This is a genomic window from Spirulina subsalsa PCC 9445 (assembly GCF_000314005.1).
Lineage (GTDB): Bacteria > Cyanobacteriota > Cyanobacteriia > Cyanobacteriales > Spirulinaceae > Spirulina_A > Spirulina_A subsalsa.
This window is the reverse complement of the sequence record NZ_JH980292.1, coordinates 3,315,044-3,337,255: the sequence shown is the minus strand read 5'-3', so window position 1 is coordinate 3,337,255 and position 22,212 is coordinate 3,315,044. Positions and strand designations below refer to the sequence as shown.

21 protein-coding genes and 2 pseudogenes are annotated in these 22,212 nt (G+C 46.6%); 12 read left to right on the top strand and 11 right to left on the bottom strand.

Features of this window, described 5'->3' with window-relative positions; genetic code table 11:
- Positions 1-289 precede the first annotated feature (289 nt).
- On the bottom strand, positions 290-679 hold the full coding sequence (locus SPI9445_RS0115145) for a response regulator (protein ID WP_017305615.1): 390 nt from the start codon (positions 677-679) through the stop codon (positions 290-292).
- 817 nt (positions 680-1,496) lie between these two features.
- Here SPI9445_RS0115145 and SPI9445_RS25775 point away from each other — a divergent pair.
- The 5 genes from SPI9445_RS25775 (at position 1,497) to SPI9445_RS0115125 (ending at position 7,925) form a co-directional block, all read left to right on the top strand.
- Positions 1,497-3,854 (top strand): ATP-binding protein, encoded by a 2,358-nt coding sequence (locus SPI9445_RS25775; protein ID WP_164674529.1) that lies wholly within the window; start codon positions 1,497-1,499, stop codon positions 3,852-3,854.
- Positions 3,855-4,159: 305 nt separating this feature from the next.
- Positions 4,160-5,053 carry an AAA family ATPase gene (locus tag SPI9445_RS27045; protein WP_017305613.1) on the top strand — a complete coding sequence of 298 codons (894 nt, stop codon included), beginning with the start codon at positions 4,160-4,162 and terminating at the stop codon, positions 5,051-5,053.
- A gap of 36 nt (positions 5,054-5,089) precedes the next feature.
- Positions 5,090-5,521, top strand: a complete 432-nt coding sequence (locus SPI9445_RS31150; protein ID WP_017305612.1) for an AAA family ATPase — start codon at positions 5,090-5,092, stop codon at positions 5,519-5,521.
- A 43-nt stretch (positions 5,522-5,564) separates the two neighbouring features.
- A complete protein-coding gene (locus tag SPI9445_RS0115130; RefSeq protein WP_202803704.1) occupies positions 5,565-5,771 on the top strand; it encodes a hypothetical protein in 207 nt (68 codons plus the stop codon).
- A gap of 69 nt (positions 5,772-5,840) precedes the next feature.
- Positions 5,841-7,925, top strand: a complete 2,085-nt coding sequence (locus tag SPI9445_RS0115125) for a M3 family metallopeptidase (RefSeq protein WP_017305610.1) — start codon at positions 5,841-5,843, stop codon at positions 7,923-7,925.
- Between the two features lie 147 nt (positions 7,926-8,072).
- Here the strand turns inward: SPI9445_RS0115125 and SPI9445_RS0115120 are convergent, their stop codons facing one another.
- The 3 genes from SPI9445_RS0115120 to SPI9445_RS25765 all read right to left on the bottom strand — a co-directional run bounded on the left by SPI9445_RS0115120 (position 8,073) and on the right by SPI9445_RS25765 (position 11,867).
- Complete coding sequence (locus tag SPI9445_RS0115120) at positions 8,073-8,906, bottom strand: pentapeptide repeat-containing protein (RefSeq protein ID WP_017305609.1); 834 nt, start codon at positions 8,904-8,906, stop codon at positions 8,073-8,075.
- A 328-nt stretch (positions 8,907-9,234) separates the two neighbouring features.
- Positions 9,235-10,923: an NAD(P)H-quinone oxidoreductase subunit 4 gene (locus tag SPI9445_RS0115115; RefSeq protein WP_017305608.1), complete on the bottom strand. Its 1,689-nt coding sequence runs from the start codon at positions 10,921-10,923 to the stop codon at positions 9,235-9,237.
- A gap of 98 nt (positions 10,924-11,021) precedes the next feature.
- Positions 11,022-11,867 carry a pentapeptide repeat-containing protein gene (locus tag SPI9445_RS25765; RefSeq protein WP_017305607.1) on the bottom strand — a complete coding sequence of 282 codons (846 nt, stop codon included), beginning with the start codon at positions 11,865-11,867 and terminating at the stop codon, positions 11,022-11,024.
- A gap of 16 nt (positions 11,868-11,883) precedes the next feature.
- On the opposite strand from SPI9445_RS25765, the gene SPI9445_RS30650 reads away from it, so the two are divergent.
- The 3 genes from SPI9445_RS30650 (at position 11,884) to SPI9445_RS0115095 (ending at position 14,580) form a co-directional block, all read left to right on the top strand.
- The gene (locus SPI9445_RS30650) at positions 11,884-12,495 is read left to right on the top strand and encodes a hypothetical protein (protein ID WP_017305606.1); all 612 of its coding nucleotides are present in this window, start codon (positions 11,884-11,886) and stop codon (positions 12,493-12,495) included.
- Positions 12,496-12,879: 384 nt separating this feature from the next.
- On the top strand, positions 12,880-13,197 hold the full coding sequence (gene trxA / locus SPI9445_RS0115100) for a thioredoxin (RefSeq protein ID WP_017305605.1): 318 nt from the start codon (positions 12,880-12,882) through the stop codon (positions 13,195-13,197).
- 312 nt (positions 13,198-13,509) lie between these two features.
- Positions 13,510-14,580 carry an LOG family protein gene (locus SPI9445_RS0115095; RefSeq protein ID WP_017305604.1) on the top strand — a complete coding sequence of 357 codons (1,071 nt, stop codon included), beginning with the start codon at positions 13,510-13,512 and terminating at the stop codon, positions 14,578-14,580.
- A gap of 60 nt (positions 14,581-14,640) precedes the next feature.
- Here SPI9445_RS0115095 and SPI9445_RS0115090 read toward each other — a convergent pair whose 3' ends face one another.
- Both SPI9445_RS0115090 and ychF read right to left on the bottom strand, forming a co-directional pair.
- Positions 14,641-16,854: a DEAD/DEAH box helicase gene (locus SPI9445_RS0115090; RefSeq protein ID WP_017305603.1), complete on the bottom strand. Its 2,214-nt coding sequence runs from the start codon at positions 16,852-16,854 to the stop codon at positions 14,641-14,643.
- Positions 16,826-17,917, bottom strand: a complete 1,092-nt coding sequence (gene ychF / locus SPI9445_RS0115085; protein ID WP_017305602.1) for a redox-regulated ATPase YchF — start codon at positions 17,915-17,917, stop codon at positions 16,826-16,828. Before ychF ends, SPI9445_RS0115090 begins: the two co-directional genes overlap by 29 nt.
- A 407-nt stretch (positions 17,918-18,324) precedes the next feature.
- Between ychF and cysH the strand changes: the two genes are divergently transcribed.
- The 4 genes and pseudogenes from cysH to SPI9445_RS32160 all read left to right on the top strand — a co-directional run.
- A complete protein-coding gene (gene cysH / locus SPI9445_RS0115080; RefSeq protein ID WP_017305601.1) occupies positions 18,325-19,074 on the top strand; it encodes a phosphoadenosine phosphosulfate reductase in 750 nt (249 codons plus the stop codon).
- 249 nt (positions 19,075-19,323) lie between these two features.
- Positions 19,324-19,494, top strand: a complete 171-nt coding sequence (locus SPI9445_RS29625; protein WP_017305600.1) for a hypothetical protein — start codon at positions 19,324-19,326, stop codon at positions 19,492-19,494.
- Positions 19,495-19,738: 244 nt separating this feature from the next.
- Positions 19,739-20,233 (top strand): single-stranded DNA-binding protein, encoded by a 495-nt coding sequence (locus SPI9445_RS0115070; protein WP_026079825.1) that lies wholly within the window; start codon positions 19,739-19,741, stop codon positions 20,231-20,233.
- A gap of 310 nt (positions 20,234-20,543) precedes the next feature.
- Positions 20,544-20,621 (top strand): annotated as a pseudogene (locus SPI9445_RS32160) (helix-turn-helix domain-containing protein); the annotation flags it as partial.
- A 5-nt stretch (positions 20,622-20,626) separates the two neighbouring features.
- Here SPI9445_RS32160 and SPI9445_RS28640 read toward each other — a convergent pair.
- The 5 genes and pseudogenes from SPI9445_RS28640 to SPI9445_RS0115045 all read right to left on the bottom strand — a co-directional run.
- A pseudogene (locus tag SPI9445_RS28640) lies at positions 20,627-20,776 on the bottom strand (DUF1824 family protein); the annotation flags it as partial.
- A gap of 6 nt (positions 20,777-20,782) precedes the next feature.
- A complete protein-coding gene (locus SPI9445_RS0115060; protein ID WP_017305597.1) occupies positions 20,783-21,199 on the bottom strand; it encodes a pepsin/retropepsin-like aspartic protease family protein in 417 nt (138 codons plus the stop codon).
- Positions 21,199-21,456, bottom strand: a complete 258-nt coding sequence (locus SPI9445_RS32155; protein ID WP_017305596.1) for a hypothetical protein — start codon at positions 21,454-21,456, stop codon at positions 21,199-21,201. Before SPI9445_RS32155 ends, SPI9445_RS0115060 begins: the two co-directional genes overlap by 1 nt.
- A gap of 210 nt (positions 21,457-21,666) precedes the next feature.
- Positions 21,667-21,876, bottom strand: a complete 210-nt coding sequence (locus tag SPI9445_RS0115050) for a type II toxin-antitoxin system HicA family toxin (RefSeq protein ID WP_017305595.1) — start codon at positions 21,874-21,876, stop codon at positions 21,667-21,669.
- Positions 21,873-22,073 carry a type II toxin-antitoxin system HicB family antitoxin gene (locus tag SPI9445_RS0115045; protein WP_026079824.1) on the bottom strand — a complete coding sequence of 67 codons (201 nt, stop codon included), beginning with the start codon at positions 22,071-22,073 and terminating at the stop codon, positions 21,873-21,875. The genes SPI9445_RS0115050 and SPI9445_RS0115045 overlap by 4 nt, the downstream gene beginning before the upstream one ends.
- Positions 22,074-22,212 lie beyond the last annotated feature (139 nt).

Here is a 22,212-nt window from a genome sequence, read left to right as displayed (position 1 = left end):
AGATTTTGACAAGCTTTTTTAAAAAAACATTACGATTGCGCCGAATTGAATAGATTAGAAGTAGCAGGGGCTAGGGAAAATTTTTCTCCGTCAAAATTAGGAGATTGTCTGTTTACCTCTAATCCATCTCACCTCTAAGGTTTAATTTTGGCAATGTTTAATTTTGTTGGGCTTATCGGTCTAATAATAAAAGTTGAGTTCAGGGCAAAAAATGATCTGTTTAACTTTTATTTTAGATCATAAATCTCTAAGATAATCTTCCTACTTTTAGGTATTTTTTGCCTAAATTTTAGCTTACATTGAAGCCTAATTTAAGGTTAACCAGTTCTTGAATTTGTTCAGCCAAAGATTTGGGTTGAAAAGGTTTCGTTAAGTAACAAGATGCTCCAGCCGATAGGGCTTCACTTTTACTTTCTGGATCGCCCTTAGTCGTTAAGATAACAATGGGGGTAGCTTGATAATCGGGATGGCTGAGGACAAATCGCAACACATCTAAACCGTGCATATCGGGCATATTGAGGTCTAAAACCATGAGATCAAAGGGGGAGTTCTGCATTTGCTCAATGGCTTCTAAACCGTTGGCTGCTTCACTAAATGTGAAGCCCGGTAAGTCTCTTAAAGAGGCAATTACCATTTTTCGCATAGTGGCTGAGTCATCGACTACTAAGATACGTTTCATCGAAAATTTGGGGTTAAAAATCCCGTCTTTTGGGCTAGTTCAAGACAAGCCTAACTAGACGGCTTTACAAGGAAATACCAGTTTTTCTCGGGAGATTATTTCAAGGTCTGGCAAACTTGTTTAATTCCCTTCTCACAATCCCACTCATACAACTTAGATGACTGGTCTAAATTTAACGGTTCAACCCCTATACTGGATGGCTTACGAATGACTCATGAATACCTCCTATTGGGGGGAGGATTGGGAATGGTGTAGCCTGTTGTATCTCTCTTGTGGGATTTGCGAGAGGGATTCACTCGGTATCTCCGGCTTCAACATAACTCAAGAGTCTTCGTCCGTTGTCTTCCCGTTCAAGGGAGGTTCATGATGGACTTTGATCCGAGTGAAGGATTGTAGATTGTTCAAAGACATCTGTATTTTATCAAAAGTGGATTCGGTCTTTCACAAAATGCAACAATCTATTACGAAATCAATTTTCAGTATTTTCCCCTACAGTTTTGAAGATTTGTTGCATTTTTGCTCTAGATTTTATATTTCGCAATAAAACTTTTCTTCTTGTTTCTCCTGATATTCTGCCTAGGGCAAAATGCTAAAATGAATCTGAACACAGAGCTAACCAAGGGCAGAAAGTGGGATCAACAGAAGATTTGACAGCAACAAAAGTTTATAAATTTTACAGGTTGCTGATGGGTAGGGAAACAATAGGAGGGATCATGTTCTAGGCTAGCCATTTTTTTCTGGGTGAATCAACATCATGAAGGCTGGGGAGGATCAAGACGTGGTTTCTGTAGAGTGTAGAATAAACAATCGGATTGGCTTGGTTGAAGAAACGTTACAAGCGCAGGAGAAATTTTTACGTTTGATCTATGAGGGAGTAGATCAAGCCATTTTTGTAGTAGGGGTTACGCTGAAGACGAAAGAGGAGAAAACAAGGGGGGGATCTCCTTATCGTTACGAGTTTTTGGGCTGGAATGGGGTATCGAGTCGCTTCACGGGTTATGCTTCGGAGGAGGTGGAGGGAAAAACGCCTTGTGAGTTGTTTAGCCCGGAGGAGGCGGCGGAGATTACAGCGAATTATGATCGGTGTTTACTGGTTGGAGATAGTATCCGTTATGAAGAGTATCGGGATTTTTCAGGGCGACGAATTTATACTTTAACGACGTTAACACCGCTTCGGGATGAGACGGGGGCATTTTACCGGATTATTGGCACGGCGATTGATATTAGCGATCGCAAAACTACAGAAATCGCCCTCCAAGAATCCCAAGCCCGCTTTAAACGCCTCGCCGATCATTTACCGGGTGTCACCTACCAATATCAAAAATCCGCCGATAATCCCACAGGATTTTTCACTTATATTAGCCGCAATGCACTGGATTTACTGGAACTCACCCCAGCAATGATTATCCAAGATCCTGAAAAAATGTGGTCTTTAATTCATCCTCAAGATATCGATGAGTTTCTCTATTCTACCCAACTGGCGGCGGCTCAACAGACCCCTTGGCATCATGAATATCGTATCATTACCCCCTCGGGTCAGGTGAAATGGTTACAAGCCGAAGCGAGTTTAGAAATTCAAGCGGATTTATCCTTAGTCTGGGATGGGATTTTTTTAGATATTACCCGACGCAAAGAGGCAGAAGAAGCCTTAAAACGGTCTGAGGCGATTTTAAGAGAGTTTGCGGAGTGGGAATCTATGCAGCATCATATCTCGATGTTGATTCGTAATTCCCTCGATAGTGAAACGGTTATTCAGACTACGGTCCAAGAACTTCAGCGTTATTTAAAGGCCGATCGATGTTGTTTTCTCTGGTTTCGGGGGGAAGTCCAGCGCCGCAAGCACCGAAAACAGCGCCATTCTAGCGGAGAATTGCTTAAGGGTGGCGCGACGAGTCTCGCTTCTTATTGGGAAGTGGTGCAAGAGGCGAAACAGGACGAAGATCCCAGCTTTTTGGGGCAACATTGGGATGAGGGAGAAAACTGTTTTACAGAATCGCTATTGAGGGGGATCAATTTACAACTTGATTGTACTGTGGAGTGGAGTGATCCCCAAGTTAAAGCCTATTTTTCTCGACTGGGCTATGATGGTGTATTACTCTTAGCTGTCCCAACTCATAGCCGGAAATTGGGGGCTTTAGTGCTGTTACGGGAAGCCCCAACACCTTGGAGTGACAGGGATTTGGAGTTAAGTCAGGAAATTGTTAATCAAATGGCGATCGCGATTAATCAAGCGGATCTCTACACCCAAGCCACAGAATCCGCTCGCCTGGCCACCGCTAAAAGTGAAGCCCTCGAAGTGGCCTTAAAACAACTCCAACAGGCTCAATCCCAATTAATTCAAGCGGAAAAAATGTCCAGTTTAGGGCAATTAGTTGCAGGGATTGCCCACGAAATTAATAATCCCGTTAGTTTCATTTATGGCAATGTGATTCATGCCCAAGAATACACCAATGATTTACTGGTTCTGATCGAACGTTATCGTCAATACTGCCCCGTTACCCCTCCTCAAGTTCTAGATTGGATAAACGAAATTGATCTAGAGTTTCTTGTTGAAGATTTACCCCGGCTTTATCAGTCTATGCAAATGGGCGCAGACCGCATTCAAGAAATTGTAAAATCTTTACGCACATTTTCCCGGTTAGACGAAGCCGAAATGAAGGAGGTTGATCTTCATCAAAACTTAGATAGTACCTTGATGATCCTCAACAGTCGTTTAAATGGGACCGAGGGAAATACAGTCATTCAAGTGATCAAAAATTATGGTTTTATTCCCCCAGTACAATGTTATGTAGGGCAATTAAATCAAGTGTTTATGAATTTACTATCTAATGCTATTGACGCGTTGAATGAACGAGATAAAAACCGTCATTTTCCTGAGCTAGTGAAACATCCCAGCATTTTAGAAATTAAGACAGAGTTAAAATACCGTCGCTGGGTTCAAATCACCATTCATGATAATGGGATAGGCATTTCTCCGGAAGCTTTATCTCGTATTTTTGACCCTTTTTATACTACAAAACCCGTCGGTGCTGGTACAGGTCTAGGCTTATCAACCAGTTATAAAATCATTGTTGAACAACATCATGGCAAGTTAGAATGTACGTCAGAGTTAGGGAAGGGGACGGATTTTATGATCACCATTCCTTTAAGAGCGGGGATTTTTGAAGACCATTGACACCCCACCCCCTGCCCTAAAAACGCGGAAATTCTTGGCTCATCGAGTCCACTTAATAGGGTTTATTCAATAAACCCCTACATTCTATCCAAAGCGTTTTCATTCTCCAAATTTAAACCAAATTTTTCCTTTTTTGTTTGGACTTTGAAAACACCCTACTTGCAAAGGGGGCTTTAGAGGGATTCTCCTCTCTGAGGTAAACTAAAAAGAAATACATCCGAAAATCTCCCTTTGAAAGGGGGATTTAGGGGAATTATTATCTCTAAAAAAACTCGCTAAACCACAAATTTTAAGCCTCAATACTCATGAAAATTAAAACCATATCCGTTGATGGACTATTTGGCATTTTCCAACATCAGATTCCGTTAAATACCGACGAGCGAATCACCATCATTCACGGACCCAACGGCTTCGGTAAAACAGCAATTCTCCGAATGCTCAACGGTTTATTTAACGCTCAATATTCTAGATTGCGGAGTATTCCCTTTAACCGACTTAAGATTGAATTTGACAATCATACTAGGCTTGAAGTCGTCAAAACATCTCACGGTAAAACCAAAGAACACAAAGGAAAAATCAGCCTTGATTTTTATAGCAAAAACTCAAAAAAACAGACCCATGACCTCAAGCACAGCCAAGAACCACCAGAACTTAATTTTCCCATCAGCGCTCTGGATGATATCATTCCCGGATTGGAACGAATAGCCCCTAGCGAATGGCTTTATTTGCCCACAGGTGAAACCCTGTCCTTACGAGAACTAATTGAGCGATTTGAAGATATTTTACCCTTCAGCATTCAGACTCAATCCCATTTAGAACCTCAATGGTTTAAAGACTTAAAACAGGAAATTCATATCCGCTTGATTGAGTCTCAGCGACTGCTAAACTTCAGTTTTAGTCCTTCCTCAAGGGTTTATCCTAGAATTCCCTCAATGTTACACACTGTTTCTGCCTACTCCGAAGAAACAGCCAAGCTCATTCAATCCAAACTTGCCCTATACGGCACCATCTCTCAATCACTCGATCGAACCTTTCCCGTTCGATTAGTCCAACAACAACCTTGCCCAAAACTAACGGACGAGCAACTGCGGCAAAAACTGGAGGATTTAGAAAAAAAACACACTCGTTTAATTGATATTGGTCTATTAGAAAACGATGAAAACGCCAATCTACAAATTCAGCCCCCAACGATGGATTAAAATACAAAAAACATTCTATCTGTTTATGTCAATGACGTGGAACAAAAGCTTGATGTCTTGAGAGATGTTGCCACAAAAATTGAACTATTGCAAAAGATTATTAATCAAAAATTTGCTTACTCTTATAAAGAAATGAGATTTAATAAACAAAAAGGATTTGTCTTTAAAAGAGTTGCAAATCTTACGGCTTCTGAGTCGGACATCATTGCTCCTACAGACCTCTCCTCTGGAGAACAACATGAATTAGTGATGCTCTATGAATTGTTATTTAAAGTTGAACCGAATTCTCTTGTTTTAATTGATGAACCTGAATTGTCCCTTCATGTGGGTTGGCAAGCACAATTTTTAGGCGACTTGCAAGAAATTACTAAACTGGCTAACTTAGATATTTTGATGGCGACCCATTCCCCCGATCTGATTCAAAATCATTGGGATTTAACCGTAGAATTAAAAGGAATTCAATCATGAGAGAATTCCTTATCCTTGGCAAGTGTGTTGTGGTCATGATTTAGTGGCTATTCTCTCCCTCAGCTTTCGGAAAGCTCTAGGTTCAACAAAAGCCTCAGATGTTGAACCAAACTGTCTAGAGCGCAGTTTACGCCTTGCCTATGAAGTCGCCTATTTTAGACAGACTCAACTTTATATTTTGCTCTGTCAGTGGGAAGAAAATCAACAAAATTACAGCTTGTTTCAGGCTGAACTCAAGAGAATGTGTTAGAACCGGAAGGAAGTCCCCCTTGAGTTAAAATATCCCCTTGATAGAACCCCATATTTCAATACAGACAACATGGTAGAAGCAACAGTGACTCAAAATCCTTTACTGATTGGTTACGGATTACCCCCTTTCCCCGAAATTACCCCAGATCATGTGATCCCCGCCGTGACGGAACTCCTCAAAGACTTGCGGGGAAGACTACAGGCGCTTGAAACTAGCCTAACCCCCACCTGGGAAAGCCTCGTTGTACCACTAACAGAACTTCAAGAACGTTTAGGTTGGACTTGGGGGGTGATTGGCCATTTAATGAGTGTGAAGAATAGCCCAGAATTGCGCCAAGCCTACGAACAGGTGGAGCCGGAACTGGTTAAATTTAGTAGTGAAATGGCGCAAAGTCAGCCTATTTATGAGGCCTTTAAGGCGTTAGCGGCCTCGGAAGGGTATAACAGCCTTGAACCTGCCCAGAAACGTATTATTGAGGCGGCTATCCGCGACGCAGAGCTTTCTGGTGTGGGGTTGCAGGGGGAAACGAAAGAACGGTTCAATGCCATTCAGTTGGAAATGGCCGAACTTTCGACTAAGTTTTCTAATCATGTCCTAGATGCTACGAAGGCCTTTCAGTTGAAACTGACGACACCCGAAGAGGTGGAAGGATTGCCTCCGAGTTGGTTAGGTTTGGCGGCACAAACGGCACGCACGGCGGGGGAAGAGGGGGCGACACCGGAAACGGGGCCTTGGGTGGTGACGTTGGATTTTCCCAGTTATTACCCTTTTATGCAGCATAGCCGCCGGGAGGATTTACGGGCAAAGGTCTATCGGGCTTATATTCGTCGGGCGGCGGAGGGGGAATGGGATAATAACCCCTTGATTGACCGGATTTTGACCTTACGGCAAGAAGAAGCGGAGATTTTGGGCTATAAGAGCTATGGGGAGATGAGTTTAGCGCGCAAGATGGCTCCTACTGTGGAAGCGGTGGAGACATTACTGGAGGAGTTGCGGGGTGCGAGTTATGAGGCGGCTAAACGGGAGTTTGAGGAACTGAAGGGTTTTGCGGGACGACCGGATTTAAGGCATTGGGATGTATCGTTTTGGGCGGAACGTCAGCGCGAGGCGAAGTTTGCGTTTAATGCGGAGGAGTTGCGGCCTTATTTCCCGTTACCCCAAGTGTTGGAAGGGTTATTTGGGTTAGCGCGGCGGATTTTTGGGGTTAAGATTGTGGCGGCTGATGGTCGGGCTCCGGTGTGGCATGAGGATGTCCGGTATTTTGAGATTCAAGATCAGGGGGGGGAGGCGATCGCCTATTTCTACCTCGATCCCTACAGTCGCCCAGCCCAAAAGCGCGGCGGCGCTTGGATGAATGACTGCATCGGACGGGCAAAAATGACCACAGAAGGGAAAACCATCACCCGTTTACCTGTAGCCTATTTAATCTGTAATCAGTCGCCCCCGGTGGATGGGAAACCCAGTCTAATGACCTTTGAGGAGGTAGAAACCCTGTTCCATGAGTTTGGGCATGGTTTACAGCATATGTTAACCACGGTGGACTATGTGGGGGCTTCCGGGATTAACAATGTGGAATGGGATGCGGTGGAGTTACCCAGTCAGTTTATGGAAAATTGGTGTTATGACCGCAAAACCTTGTTAGGGATGGCGAAACACTACGAAACGGGGGAGGTTTTGCCGGAGCATTATTATCAGAAGTTACGGGCAGCCCGCAACTATATGAGTGGTTCCGCCATGTTGCGCCAGGTGCATTTTAGTTTGTTGGATATTGAGTTACATCACCGCTATCAACCCCAAGGCGAGGAAACTCCTAGTCAAGTGCGCGATCGCCTCGCCCAAACCACCACCATCCTCCCCCCCCTCCCCGAGGACTCCTTCCTCTGTAGTTTCGGTCATATCTTCGCCGGAGGCTATGCCGCCGGCTACTACAGTTATAAATGGGCTGAAGTCTTGAGCGCTGATGCCTTTGCTGCCTTTGAAGAAGCCGGACTCGACAACGAAGAAGCCGTTATTACCACCGGACAGCGTTTCCGTGACACCGTATTAGCCCTAGGCGGCAGTTTACACCCCATGGAAGTATTTAAAGCCTTCCGAGGTCGTGAACCCAACACAGAACCCCTATTGCGTCATAGCGGCCTCCTAGCGGCCGGGTGAATTGGGTCGGGAGTCGGGGAATCGGGAACGGGGATTGGGAATCGGGAGTCGGGAGTCGGGAGTCGGGAGTCGGGAATCGGGAATCGGGGAAGAGGTAATAGGGAATAATTATCAATGCTCCCCTGCTCCCCTGCCCCCCTGCTCCCCTTAGCCAACCGCATCCATTAAACACGAATCCGGCAACTCGAACACCCCCACCTGAGAATTTTGACCAAGCACCCCCTCCAACTTCGCCCCCGTTAAATTCGTACCCCGCAAAATCGCCGCCATCAAATTCGCATTGCGTAACAGTGCCTCCGATAAATCCGCCCCCGTCAAATTCACCCCCTTAAGATTCGCCTGTTGCAACTGGGCAGCCCGTAAATTCGCCCGCGTTAAATTCGCCCCCTCCAAATTCGCCCCACCTAAACGAGCTTCACTGAGATTAACCCCTTCCAAATCTACCCCACTCAAATCCACCTCTTTCAAAAAAGCCCTACTTAAAATCGCCCCATTCAACGAAGTACCGTAAAGTTCCGCATGGGATAAACGCCCCTCCGTCAGATTCGCCCAGTTTAAATTCGCACCGCTTAAATTCGCCTGACGCAAATTCACCCGTTGTAAATTCGCCCCACACAGATTAGCCCCCCACAAATTCGCTCCCCGCAAATTCGCATGAGTTAAGATAGCTCCGCTTAACTTCGCCCGGGGGAACTTCGCCTTCACCATAAACGCCCCAGTTAAATTCGCCTTCGTTAAATCCGTTTCAATTAACCTCGCATTACTTAACTTAGAACAACTTAAATTTGCCCAGTTCAAATTCGCACCGCTCAGGTCAGCCTTGGTGAGAAAAGCCCGGTTAAAATTCGCCCCAGTTAAGTTGGCGTTGCGAAAATTCACCCCAATTAATGTGACACATTTGAGGTCTAAACCACTGAGATCAACCCCGGCGAAATCGCGAACCCCCTGTTCGTAGGCTCTGAGTAAATGACGAACATCCATCTTGTACAACCCTCCTTAACTGGGCAAGCCAAAGAACGGAAACAGCTTCTGAGTTAGTTGTCCTCTGTTTATTGTGGATCTTGCTCTATTGTTGTTTTACCTTCCAGCCTAGGAGGTCTTGAGTCAATTTGGGAGTCTTGTTTAAAAAAGTTTAAAATAATATTAAAAAATACTGACCTTGACTAAATTCTGTTAAGAAAATTTCCCTTTTGTAACCGAGCCTAAACAAATAGGCAAATCCGTATAAATACTGAAAAAAATAAACATTCAAAAACCCTGTTCCCGCCAGAGGAAACAGGGTCTTGATTAATCCAATCAGTTGAAGGTTTTACTTCAGGACACCCACCACAGAAGCCACTTCAGATTCAATTAAATCCGGGGCTAATAAGCCTTGGGCATAAATTTGAGGGTGTGCTTCCGCAATCTTGGTGAAAGATTGACGAACTTGGGCATTAATCGCCACCGTTTGCACATCATAGAGTTGAGTCGCCAACTTGGGATATAACCCAATCCCCACAATCAACACCAAGAAGGAAGCGGCAATAAAAATTTCTCGTGGTTGAGCGTCGGTGTATTTGGCTTGGGCTGGTAAGACGCAACTGGTGCCAAAACAAACCGCCGGCTCATTTTCTTGATTCTGTAAGCTGCTATTGCCCATCACACAGGAGGGGGGTAAAGCAGCCCCATAGAACAGTTGCCGTAACATGGAGAGCAGATAGATGGGGGTAATGATTAAACCAACGGCGGCTAAGAGAGCGATTACGGCGCGGAAGTTGAGGTTATAGAGGTCACTCCCGGTGACACCGAGGAAGACGGCTAATTCACTGGCAAAACCACTCATCCCGGGCAGGGCGAGGGAAGCCATTGCCCCGGCCGTGAACAGGGCGAAGACTTTGGGCATTACTTTGCCGATGTCGCTCATCTCATGGAGGGCGAGGGTGTGGGTGCGGTCGTAGGTGACACCTGCGAGGAAGAAGAGGACGGCGGCAATCAGACCGTGGGAAATCATCTGTAACATCGCCCCACTAATCCCTAAGTCGGTGTAGGAGGCAATGCCGAGGAGGACAAAGCCCATGTGAGCGACGGAGGAGTAGGCGAGGCGGCGTTTCATGTTGGTTTGTCCAAAGGAGGCAAAACCACCGTAAATAATGTTAACTACGCCAAGGATAATTAAGACGGGGGCAAAATAAACGTGAGCGTCGGATAACAGACCTAAGTTGAGACGGAGTAAGCCATAACCGCCCATTTTCAAGAGTACCCCAGCCAAAATCATGGAGACGGGGGCAGAGGCTTCACCGTGAGCATCGGGGAGCCAGGTATGGAGGGGGAAGATGGCGAGTTTTACACCAAAGGCGATTAATAATCCGGCGTACAGGGGCAATTCTAAAGCTAGGGGATAGTCTTTCAGGGCGAGTTCTACCATGTCGAAGGTAGGGGTTCCACCACCGTAGAGGGCGAGGCCGAGGCCTGCCACTAGGATAAAGACGGAAGCGGCGGCCGTGTAAAGCAGAAACTTGGTGGCGGCGTAACGGCGCTTTTGTCCGCCCCAGATGGAAACGAGCAAATAAACGGGAACTAATTCCAGTTCCCACATGATGAAGAGCAGTAATAGGTCTTGGGCGACGAAAACCCCCACCTGGGCAGAATACAGCACCAGCATCAGGAAGTAGAAGAGGCGGGGTTTGTGGTCAACCTGCCAAGAGGCGAGGATGGCAAGGGTTGTCACCAGTCCGGCTAGGAGGACAAGGGGCATGGAGATGCCATCAACGGAAACCGCCCAGCTTAAACCCAGTGCGGGCAACCAGTCGTATTTTTCGGCGAGTTGAAAGCCTGCTAGGTTTGTATCGTAATTTTGCCAAAAGGCGTAACACATTAACACAAAGTCCGCGATACCAACCCCGAGGGCGTACCAGCGTACCCGTTTGCCTGTTTTGTCGGGTAGGACTGGGATTGCTAAGGACGCGATAAGGGGAAGTAGGATAATCGCGGTAAGCCAAGGAAATTGAGCCACGATCATAATGATTTGTAAACCATGAGAGTGTTATGAGGGTAATTATACTTCCTTTGTAAACAAATGTTAAGTTTTTTATCCAAATTTTATAAAATTGGTTTTGATTACTCATTATGGATTCGCCCGTTGGGCATGATGGCTCCGGCTAAATTGGCTCCTTCTAGATTCGCTCCCTCTAGATTGGCTCCTTCTAGATTCGCTCCTCTTAAGACGGCCCCGGCGAGGTTGGCTCCGACAAGGTTGGCTCGGGCTAGGTTGCCTTGGGTGAATTCCACTTGACTTAAGTCGGCTTCGCTGAGGTTGGCTCCGGTAAGGTTGGCTCCGGTGAGTCGCATTCCACTGAGGATTTTTCCGGCTAGGTTAACGCCGGGGGCAATTAAACAGGCTCCGGCGGCGATGGGGTTGAAGTCATTGGGGAAGAGGGTTTGATGGTCAAAGAGGGCTTCTTTGAGGTGGGTCTGGCTGAGGTCGGTTTCTCTAAAATCGGCTTCGTAGAGATAGGTTCGGCTAAAGTTGGCTTCGGTTAAAATGGCGGCGGTGAGGTTGGCTCCCATTAAACTGGCTCCGACGAGGTTGGCATGGTGGAGATTCGCTCCCACTAATTCGGTGCCGATGAGTCGCGCCATCATTAAGTCGGCTTGGCTAAGGTCTGTTCCGGAACAGAAGGCAAGGTTGAGTCGAGCACCACTGAGGTTGACGCGCAGAAGTTCGGCCATACTGAGGTCGGCACGGTTTAGGTTGCTGCCTTCAAAGTCGGCTTCAATACAGGAGGCACTCATCAGGGTGGCGTTGCTCAGGTCGCTGCCTCTGAGGTTGGCTTGAAAGAGGTTGACTTCGCTCAAGTCTACTCCGGTGAGGATGAGAAAACTTAGGTCGATGCCTGCGAGGTCTAGACCGTGAAAATCGGTTTCTCCAGTCTGATAGTTTTGTAATAAAGCTTCCCTGTCCATACCCCTGTTTGCCCTTATGAAAACCCTACTGGTGTTCTGTTTGGTGGTGTTGATCAATGGCTATGGCACCCCTGCCTATAGTCTACCCTTATTCTCTGCTGTCCCGATCGGGGGGGAAAGGGTTTCTCGGTTAGGTTTAGATGTGTTACCGGAGGGGTTTCAGCTGTTGCCGGGGGTGCTGTTGGGTCGGGTGGAGGGACGGGTGGAGCAGTTGGGGGAGGTGCTGGAGGAGGGGGGATGGCAGGGGGAGGAGGTGTTTGTTTATTTCCATCCTCGGACGCTGGAGTTGGTGTTAGGGATGGTGGGAGGGGTGGAGGATGTGGGGCGGTTTGATGACTATTTGTCTGAGTTTGAGAATCCGGCGCAACGGGGGGATTTTTTAAGGAAGCTGCAAGGGAAGATGGGGGGGGAACGGCTGAGTTGGGAGGGCTATGAGTATCGGCGGGATTTGGGGGGGGTGGGCGATCGCTCAACAGGAATGAATGTCTCTCTAAACCTTGTGAATCAACGGTTTACGGGGGAGGTTTTGGTGTTTCGGCGCGATCGCATGGCCGCCTTACTGGTCGTTTTAAACCGTGAGGATCATTGGCCCGAGGTGAGGGTTAAGGCGATCGCATCTCAACTCTAAGCTATTTTGATCCTCACAGTAAGCAAAACTAATTGGTTTTTTCCTTAAATTGATGGAAAAAACCAACCTGTCGCTTACAATAGAAGAAGCGGAGACGAATGTTTCCGTTCACTCCTCACACCACTTATCCGCCCGGACAGAGTTCGGGCGGTTTCTTTTGGGAGTTAGCTCCTTTAGGGGATTAACCCTTCTCCTTACTCTTTTTACACCCTTCCGGTTCCGAGTCCATTTGCCCTTGACAAAGCTGAAGTTTTGTGATAGGCAGACGAATTATTATTAAATTATGTTGATTGTATACTTTATTGACCCAAAGTGGACAAGGATTGCTATGGTAGAATTTCCTACAAGTCAAAAAGCTAGAAGATAGGCAAGGAATCCTGTGTTATGGCAGATTCAGTTACAGATAGCACCTTTAAGGAAGTCGTTCTAGATAGTGAGATTCCGGTGCTAGTCGATTTTTGGGCCCCTTGGTGCGGTCCTTGTCGGATGGTTGCACCGGTTGTGGATGAAATAGCGGATCAATACGAAGGTCAAGTCAAAGTTGTCAAACTCAACACTGACGAAAACCCCAATGTTGCCAGCCAGTACGGAATTCGCAGTATTCCCACCTTGATGATTTTCAAAGGCGGTCAACGGGTCGATATGGTGGTAGGTGCTGTTCCGAAAACGACACTCTCCAATACTTTGGAAAAACATCTTTAGAGGAAAAAAGCGATTTTCGTTCCGAGACGCTTCGCGATTCTCCTTCCGAGACGCTTCGCGAGCGCATTTTAGGGGGAATGGTCAGTTATTCTCATCCCCCGGTTTTTCATCTTAAGTTTTGTTAAAAGTGCTTGGGCTGTTTTCAGACTAAGCATTTTTATTTGGGTCGCATTTTTATTTGGGTCGCATTTTTATTTGGGGCGCATTTTTATTTGGGGCGCATTTTTATTTGGGGCGGTTGACTTGGATTTTGATTGCTCCCCTCTACCCAAAATTCAGGTATAATGGGGATTCGCCGAAATAATAGACTTCATGGCTGTGTCACCTTCATCTTATTCCGATTCAGAATCCTTTGCTGCCGCCCTGCATGATCTGGCGAACCGCTTACCAGACCTCAAACATGGCAAATATATTCAACGGGCTTTAACTGTCTTGATGCGTTTGACAGGGGAAGAAGTAGACCGCTTAGACTGGAAAATCCTCAGTGCGGCCATGCAGGACTTAGAAGGGGGCTTTCAGACTTTTTACCCCTACCGTCACATCCGCAAAGTCAGTGTTTTCGGATCAGCCCGTACACCCGTGGATAAGCCCATTTACCAGATGGCTGTAGACTTTTCTCGCCGGATGACCGAACAGGGCTTTATGGTCATCACAGGGGCAGGAGAGGGCATTATGGCCGCCGGGAATGAAGGGGCAGGCCGCGACAATTCTTTTGGTTTAAATATTAACTTGCCCTTTGAACAGGGATCGAATCGCTACATTGAAGGGGATACCAAATTAGTCCAGTTTAAGTATTTTTTCACCCGTAAATTATTTTTCTTGCGGGAAAGTGATGCGATCGCCCTTTTCCCCGGCGGATTTGGCACCCTTGACGAAGCCTTCGAGAGTCTCACCCTCTCCCAAACCGGGAAATATGGACCCGCTCCCATTGTATTTATTGACAATCCCGGAGGAGACTATTGGCAATCCCTCGACCGACATATTCGAGATCATTTGATTACCAACGGTTTAGTAAGTCCGAACGACCCCAGTATTTACACGATTACGGACGATTTAGACCAAGCTTGTTCCACCATCAGCAATTTTTACCGGGTATACCATTCCAGCCGTTATGTCAATCATTTGTTCGTCATGCGTCTAAACTCAGAACTGTCTGATCAAACAGTCGAACAGTTAAACAGAGACTATGCCGATTTATTAGTGAAAGGTCGTATCGAAAAAAGCGCCGCCCTTCCCGCAGAAAAAGGAGACGACACGGAGAATTTACCCCGTTTAGTGTTTGAGTTTAATCAAAAAAGTGCCGCCCGTCTAGGGCAAATGATCCGACAGATTAACGAATTGGGAGCATTATTACCAGAAAGTAATCACCCTGAACGAAAGTAGAGAATTTTTTGACGAAAATAACAAGGGAATGTCCGCAAACCCTCGTCTTTCAAGCGAGAGTTAGGGCGACTCCCTGGTTTTAACAAAGTTTCTTTCTCGAAACGACTCAAAATTCAAACCATCATGAGCCAACGCCTTGCGCAATAAATGATCAGGAATAAACGAATCATACTTATAACACCGGGGACTCTCAGGAGCAACCACCAAATCCTCCCCAGTCCAACTTCCCTCCAAATACCCCCTTAATCCCACTTGAAAATCCTCCAAACTTACCCCCTGCCCTAACTTGAATAATACATAATAAGGCGCATAAGACCTTAACACCCGCACCCCCAAACCCGACTGCATCAACCGATGAATCACCCGTTCCAACGTCATAAACTCCCGACTCCCCAACCAAGGGAAAAAACAATAGAGATTCTCCTCCAACTCCACAAAATAATCCCGATTAAACCCCCATCTCTCCCCCAACAATCGCACCGTTTCCAACCGTTGGCGCGCCCCCTCCAACAAATAGGGATAAACCCTTTTTTCCCCCAACACTTGCCGCATTTTTTGCAAAACTTTAACGTGAATTTGTCCCCGCCCTCCCCGTCGCCAAGATACCGGAGAAATTCCCTCAATCGCCTTGACAAATAACCGCTTTCGTGGTTCGTCAATCTCCAAAACCTGCCAACTTTGACCCGCCAACGAAAAAGAACCCAACAACGGAGGCGGCGCAAAAATACTGCCAATCTCGCCACCTTCACTATAAACCGTATATTCTGTAACATCCTCAAACACCGCATAAAAGCGGAAATTATGCACCCATTTCTCCCCAAATTCCCCCAAAAGGAGAGTCCCCTGTTCCGTGCATTCAATATGTTTAATCCCCAACCAATACCTTAATAACTCCTTAAACTCTTCCCCCGTGATAGCCTGAAAAATCGGAATCGTTAACACGATTTCCGCCAAAGAAGCCGGAGAAATTTCACCATAAGAACCGATAATACTTAACGTCTGTTGATAGAGTAAACTATAGGGATATTTCCCCCACTCAATCGGCTCAATCCAACGTTCCTCTACATACAATTGAATAATCGCAATTGCCTGTAAAAACTGCCAAGGGATTTGGTCAAATAACTCTATGTCCGTCGTTGGTTCAAGTTCCGTACAAACAAACCGCATATCTGCCGGATTATCCCGTCTCCCCGTCCGTCCCAAACGTTGTAAAAAACTAGAAACAGATAACGGCGCATTAAGTTGAACCACCCGTTCTAATTGCCCTAAATCAATCCCCAATTCTAACGTAACCGTCGCCGCCGTCACCGCCGGAGAATCATTGCGCATCGCCTGTTCTGCATCCAATCTTAAGCTGCTCGAAATACTGCCATGATGCACATAATAAATATCCGGTTGGTTTAACCGTTTAGCCAGTTGGCGCAGATTGCCAATAATTGATTCCGCCTCCGTTCTGCTATTAGTAAAAATCAGGGCTTGACTATTTTGGGTAATTTCAAAAATATAATGATGGAACGCTTCAAACTCCTTAATTTCGGCCGCTAAATCGGTCTGATTTTCTTGAACATAAAAATGTTCAACTGCTAATCTAACTTGACGCTGTTCTGAAGCAATTTCCGGCGCAATAGTGACCTGATTTGTTCCCTGTTCTAACCATCGTTTCGCTGCCCCTAAATCCCCCAACGTTGCCGATAGTCCAATCCGTCTAGGGTGATAGTGAATACAACGACTTAAACGGGACAGTTGACAAATAATTTGCGCCCCCCGTTGAGACTCCATAAAGCTGTGAATCTCATCAATAATCACAAAACGTAAATCACCGAATAAATCCGGTAATTTATTAAAGTGATTAATCAGCAAACTTTCCAAAGATTCTGGCGTAATTTGTAAGATACCTTGGGGCTGATTTAAAAGCTTTTGTTTACGACGGCTGGCAATATCCCCATGCCAAGCAAAAACTGGGGTATGGGTTTGTTTTAACAGTTCATTTAGCCGTTCAAATTGGTCATTAATCAGAGCTTTTATGGGGCTGATATAAAGCACGCTGACGGTTTTAGAGGGGTTTTGGTCTAAAACCGTCAAAATAGGCAGAAAAGCGGCTTCTGTTTTGCCTGAAGCCGTTCCTGTGGCCAGGAGGAGATGGGATGGACTGTTAAAAATCACCTCACAAGCGGCCTGTTGAACAGGACGGAGTTCTGTCCAACCTTCCCGATAAATATAATCTTGGAGAAAGGGAGCCAGTCGATTAAACATTAAAGCGGAATAACAAGACATCTCCTTCTTTGACAATGTACTCTTTCCCCTCACTGCGCACTAAGCCCTTTTCCTTTGCGCCATTCATAGAACCACAGGCCACTAAATCCTCATAAGACACCGTTTCCGCCCGAATGAATCCCCGTTCAAAGTCCGAGTGAATCACCCCGGCCGCTTGGGGTGCTGTCATCCCCGCTAAAATTGTCCAGGCGCGGGTTTCTTTCTCTCCGGTGGTGAGATAAGTTCGTAAACCTAATAACTCATAGGTGGCACGAATGAGGGATTTTAAGCCCCCTTCTTCTACTCCCAAAGCCGCCAAAAAGTCCACCCGTTCCTCTTCGGAGAGTTCCACTAATTCCGATTCTACCTGAGCCGAAATAATCACCACTTTCGCCTGTTCTGCCTCGGCAACGGGGCGCACAGTATCCACCCATTGATTCCCCTCGGCTAGGTCATCTTCGGAAACATTGGTCGCGTAAATAACGGGTTTTCGGGTTAATAAACCAAGGGCTTTAATGATTAACTCTTCTTCTGGGGTTAACGGGACTTGTCGGGCGGGTTTTCCGGCATCTAGCGCCGTTTGTAGGCGTTCGAGGATGGCTAATTCTTCTTGGGCTTCTTTATTCGCTCTAGCCTGTTTGCGGACTCGTTCAATGCGGCGCTCGACTTGGGCTAAATCGGCTAGGGCGAGTTCTAAGTTAATCACTTCGATATCTCGCACGGGGTCCACAGAGCCGGCCACGTGGATGATGTCGTCATTGTCGAAACAACGGACTACATGAACAATGGCATCGACTTCCCGAATATTGGCGAGAAACTGATTCCCCAGTCCTTCCCCTTGGCTGGCTCCTTTGACTAATCCAGCAATATCTACAAATTCAATGCGCGTCGGGACAATTTGCTGAGATTTGGAGAGTTTGGCGAGAACGTCTAGGCGAGGGTCTGGAACGGCAACAACTCCCACGTTGGGTTCAATGGTACAAAAGGGAAAGTTCGCTGCATCGGCTTTAGCGTTGGCGACTAAGGCGTTAAAGAGGGTAGATTTGCCAACGTTCGGTAATCCGACAATTCCGGCTCTGAGCATGGGAGGGTAAGATCCTAGTGTATTCAGCAAAAAAAGGGGCAATATTTAATTCTACCCCAGTCCTTCACTCTACCAGAGTTTGGGCTAGGCTTTATGGTACAATGTGCCTCGATTAATATTTGCTGTTTTCTTTCTCCCGTCCCCATTCCCCCCAACTGGTTCAAGGGATTGACTCTTTTTTCACTAAAACTTGATGAAGAAAAGGGGTTTTCTGCCCAGTTTCAGGGTCTAATAGGATGAGATGTTCTCTGTTCTCTCAGATAAGACGTACTCACAGGGGACTGAGCGCCTAAACGCGCACCACTCTATTTTTCTGATTAGGAGCTTTATCTAGAATGCCGACTCGCCAACTGACACCTCTTACAGGCACTGACACATCTCCTCAAGGGTCAATGGCTTCTTGCAGCATGAATTCTCAAGTTTTAAGTCTCGATTTACCCCACATTAACCAACAATTGGCAGAGGCGAAGTCGGTGGAGATTGTCCAGTGGGCGGCGGATACCTTTGGTTCAGGATTGGTCATGAGTACCAGTTTTGGCATTCAAGCGGCGGTGATGCTCCATTTGGTGACTCGTGTGGTGCCGGATATCCCAGTGATTTGGATTGATACGGGGTATTTGCCGACGGAAACCTATTTGTTTGCGGAGGAGTTAACCCAACGGCTGAATCTGAATTTGCAGGTGTATCAGTCGCCGATGAGTCCAGCCCGGATGGAGGCGCTCCATGGTCGTCTGTGGGAACAACGGGATATTGAGGCGCTAAACCGTTATGATCGGATTCGTAAGGTGGAGCCGATGCAACGGGCGTTACAGGAGTTAGGGGCGACGGCTTGGCTGGCGGGGCTGCGGCGGAATCAGACGGAACACCGCAAGCAGTTGGATGTGGTGAGTCAACAAGGGGAATTATTTAAGGTGTTGCCTATTTTGACTTGGCATTCCCGCGATATTTATGAGTATTTGATGAAGCATGATCTACCCTACCATCCTTTGTTTGATCAGGGTTATGTGACGGTGGGGGATTGGCATTCGAGCCGTCCTCTGACGGCGGATGACCAAGATGAGCGAGACACGCGCTTTCATGGGCTTAAACAGGAGTGTGGGTTACATTTGCCTCAAAGTTTGGGCGAGGCGAAGAGTCGCGATTCCAGTGGATTGTAAGCTTCTCGGCGGATTAACTAAAACCCCTTGAGTCGCAAGACTCTCCTGATTTGGGCAATTCGGGGGTATCGAACCCCCGGGGTGCTTTGGGCCATCATCCTGACCCCAACTCCCCATTCCCGACTCCCGACGCTCGGACTTATTCGGCAAGCCCTAAATTATGGGAGATGTCTGTTGCTGTTTGCTGATTAATGTGTCATAAATGGTAAAGAATTGTAAAAAACGCTGGACAAAAAGAGAAATAGGATAATGGAAAACGCAGAACCCACTATTACCCCGACCCTAGAAGAACCCAAGTTTGGTTTTAATGATTATTCTGAACGCCTCAATGGTCGTGCTGCGATGATTGGCTTTGCCCTGACGTTACTCATTGAAGCGTTAACGGGTCAAGGGGTACTCGCTTGGTTAGGTTTGTCTTAACTTAATGTCGGGCGGAATTCCCCCTTTTGTGCTTGGCTGTGCTGGGTTAGGCGGTGGCCAGTCTAGATTTTGGCTCAACTCCGGTTTTAAAAACTGGGGTTTTTTGTTTTCAATTTGGCATACAACCGCATTTTCCCGATTCCTGACTCCCTATTCTCTCTGGCTTCTTGCTTGAACAAGAGGTTGCGATAGTAATACAAAAACCCTACACTAGGTCTATGGCTTAGAAACTACCCCGAAAACTATGAATACTTGTATTTTGATGGCACGGATTGTGCAAGCCCCAGAATTGCGGTATACCCAAGATAATCAAACCCCCGTCGCTTCGATGATTGTGGAGTTTGAGGCGGGACGGGAGGAAGATCCCCCGATGACTTTAAAAGTGGTGGGGTGGGGGAATTTAGCCACAGATATTCAACAAGGTTATCAAGTGGGCGATCGCGTAATTCTCCAAGGCAGCCTGAGAATGAACACCATTGAACGTCCCGAAGGCTATAAAGAAAAGCGCGCAGAATTCTCTGTCTCTCGGATTTATAAACAAGATGGCGGGTTTTCGACCTCCGTCTCCTCCTCTCCTTCCACCCCTGCGGCCTCTCCTCGTCCTAGTAACGTCGTCCCTCTCAACTATAACAAAGCCCCTAACCCGGCCCCGGTTGCTCCCTCCCCGGAATCAGTAACAGTCCCCTCGGATTTTGCCTCTAGTGACGATGAACCGGATTTAGATGAGATTCCCTTCTAACAAGTTGGCCAGAAACTCCCCATCCCTTCGTGGGTGGGGAGGAGTGATGGGTCGGTTGCTGTGGAGTGGGGGGGCTAGTTTCCACCTATTGGGTTTAGCTCATCGTCGGGAAGCCCCGCACTGTACGTTCGCGTTCACTTCGTGACGCTTCGCGAACGCAAAGCGTTGCGTAGCAAATGTCAGTGTCGGGATGAAAGACGGTTAATTGAGGGGTTCGATGCCCCGAAAATTAACTAACAACCATTTACTAGGGAGTGACGATTTATCCCTAGATATTGTATAATAGGTTCATGTCAATAAGCTGCTATTCGTGTTAAACCTCAACTATTGCTACAGAATTTATCCAGATGCCAGTCAAGAAAAAGAATTACTTGACTGGCTAGAAATCTGATGTCACGCAAATAAATCTAAGGGTAAGTGTCCATAAATCCCATTTACTTGTTCATTTTCCGCTTGACAAGCCACTAAAACCCCACGATAAGCTCCTGTATAACTCTCTGCATAATGGCTCATTTTTCCGGTATTAAACTTAATATAAGTTGATTGATTTCATCTATCCTTCGGGCAAATTTCAAAAGCCGACTCATATCGATAAAAACACACCTTGAACTCTGCAAAGAAGTTCATTTGTCCAAGAATAACCGGGACATCTCGCGATTCAGTCCAAGCCAACCCCAGTAGCACGGGAGGAAATTGAGCGATCGCACCCGATACAACCAAACCTCGTGAATCGCTCCGACCCAAATTCCCGCTTAAGGGGATTGAAACCGTCTGATTTTCCCAGATTGCTCCTAGTTGTAAACCGATTTCGTAGGGCAAAACATTGACACTCGCGCCTGTATCTAGCAACGCGGTTACTTCCACAGAGCGATCGCCTAACGTGAGCGTCAAGGGTAAATAGTCGCAGTAGGATCGCCCAAAACTATCAATGCGTTCAGTGAATGAATATCGTTGTCCATCAAGCATTAGATGCTACCTTCCTTTGCAGCCACCAGAAGATCCGACAAAGCCTGAACAGATGCCCTATCTGTTTGAGGCGACCATACCACTGCCTGAGTGGATGCAAGCTGCTGGAGCAATTCATGGGCTGAGTCAACTTCTCCGGTTAGTTCTAGGCTACACCCTTCCTCCTTAGCGACTGCCAAGAGGAGAAAGTGGATCAGTCGAAGTTTATCTTGATGAGATAACTGATCAACGGTAGGTAACAGTTCGCTGAGTAACATAGAGTGGGCTCCGGGGAATGTGCTTCTCTATTATAGGTTTGACTCTCTTTCCCTGAAATGACTTTAAATCGGCTGTTGTCGAGGGACAGAAACCCGGTTTCTAGCCCCCACCCACATCCCAGGAATCCTCAGAAACCGGGTTTCTAACAAAATCTCTGCTTCCTAACCGCAATCTATCGCAGAAACCCGGTTTCTTGCCGCGAACGAGGTTTATTGCAAGTCGTCCTCTGTCATCCCAGCATCTTTAAGAATGCCTCTTAAGGTTCCAGTCGGTAAATCTCGATTGCTATGTACTGGAATCGACAGAATAACTGCCACACCCTCTTTGGCATAAATATGATGGCTACCTGTGATTCGTTTGAGTTGCCAACCCTGTTGCTCCACAATTTTGCAGAGTGCTTTCCCCGAAATCGATTTCATAAAGACAACTCAATTAACTGTTTTTCTGGGGTGACTTCTTGTTGTTCACTGGCTACTTCTAGCCAACCCTGAACCGCATCAGCAAGCATTTCTAACAACTCTTCATAACTCGATGCCCAGGTGTGACAACCCGGAAGGGCAGGAACTGAACCGCACCAAACATCATCTTCTTGCCAAATCATTGCTTTAATTTTCATGGTTTGTTTCTAATGGCTATCTAATCAAGATTTTAGCCCATCCATTAACGTATCACCCACCGATCATCCCAGAAACCGGGTTTCTGCGACAATCTCTGCATCCTCACCCAAATCTGATTAAGAAACCCGGTTTCTTTTC

Excerpts from the sequence above, each read along its gene's own strand:
- SPI9445_RS0115145 (WP_017305615.1), bottom strand. The coding sequence starts at position 679 with ATGAAACGTATCTTAGTAGTCGATGACTCAGCCACTATGCGAAAAATG.
- SPI9445_RS27045 (WP_017305613.1), top strand. The coding sequence starts at position 4,160 with ATGAAAATTAAAACCATATCCGTTGATGGACTATTTGGCATTTTCCAA.
- SPI9445_RS0115125 (WP_017305610.1), top strand. The coding sequence starts at position 5,841 with ATGGTAGAAGCAACAGTGACTCAAAATCCTTTACTGATTGGTTACGGA.
- SPI9445_RS0115120 (WP_017305609.1), bottom strand. The coding sequence starts at position 8,906 with ATGGATGTTCGTCATTTACTCAGAGCCTACGAACAGGGGGTTCGCGAT.
- SPI9445_RS0115115 (WP_017305608.1), bottom strand. The coding sequence starts at position 10,923 with ATGATCGTGGCTCAATTTCCTTGGCTTACCGCGATTATCCTACTTCCC.
- SPI9445_RS25765 (WP_017305607.1), bottom strand. The coding sequence starts at position 11,867 with ATGGACAGGGAAGCTTTATTACAAAACTATCAGACTGGAGAAACCGAT.
- SPI9445_RS30650 (WP_017305606.1), top strand. The coding sequence starts at position 11,884 with ATGAAAACCCTACTGGTGTTCTGTTTGGTGGTGTTGATCAATGGCTAT.
- trxA (WP_017305605.1), top strand. The coding sequence starts at position 12,880 with ATGGCAGATTCAGTTACAGATAGCACCTTTAAGGAAGTCGTTCTAGAT.
- SPI9445_RS0115095 (WP_017305604.1), top strand. The coding sequence starts at position 13,510 with ATGGCTGTGTCACCTTCATCTTATTCCGATTCAGAATCCTTTGCTGCC.
- SPI9445_RS0115090 (WP_017305603.1), bottom strand. The coding sequence starts at position 16,854 with ATGTCTTGTTATTCCGCTTTAATGTTTAATCGACTGGCTCCCTTTCTC.
- ychF (WP_017305602.1), bottom strand. The coding sequence starts at position 17,917 with ATGCTCAGAGCCGGAATTGTCGGATTACCGAACGTTGGCAAATCTACC.
- cysH (WP_017305601.1), top strand. The coding sequence starts at position 18,325 with ATGAATTCTCAAGTTTTAAGTCTCGATTTACCCCACATTAACCAACAA.
- SPI9445_RS29625 (WP_017305600.1), top strand. The coding sequence starts at position 19,324 with ATGGAAAACGCAGAACCCACTATTACCCCGACCCTAGAAGAACCCAAG.
- SPI9445_RS0115070 (WP_026079825.1), top strand. The coding sequence starts at position 19,739 with ATGAATACTTGTATTTTGATGGCACGGATTGTGCAAGCCCCAGAATTG.
- SPI9445_RS0115060 (WP_017305597.1), bottom strand. The coding sequence starts at position 21,199 with ATGCTTGATGGACAACGATATTCATTCACTGAACGCATTGATAGTTTT.
- SPI9445_RS32155 (WP_017305596.1), bottom strand. The coding sequence starts at position 21,456 with ATGTTACTCAGCGAACTGTTACCTACCGTTGATCAGTTATCTCATCAA.
- SPI9445_RS0115050 (WP_017305595.1), bottom strand. The coding sequence starts at position 21,876 with ATGAAATCGATTTCGGGGAAAGCACTCTGCAAAATTGTGGAGCAACAG.
- SPI9445_RS0115045 (WP_026079824.1), bottom strand. The coding sequence starts at position 22,073 with ATGAAAATTAAAGCAATGATTTGGCAAGAAGATGATGTTTGGTGCGGT.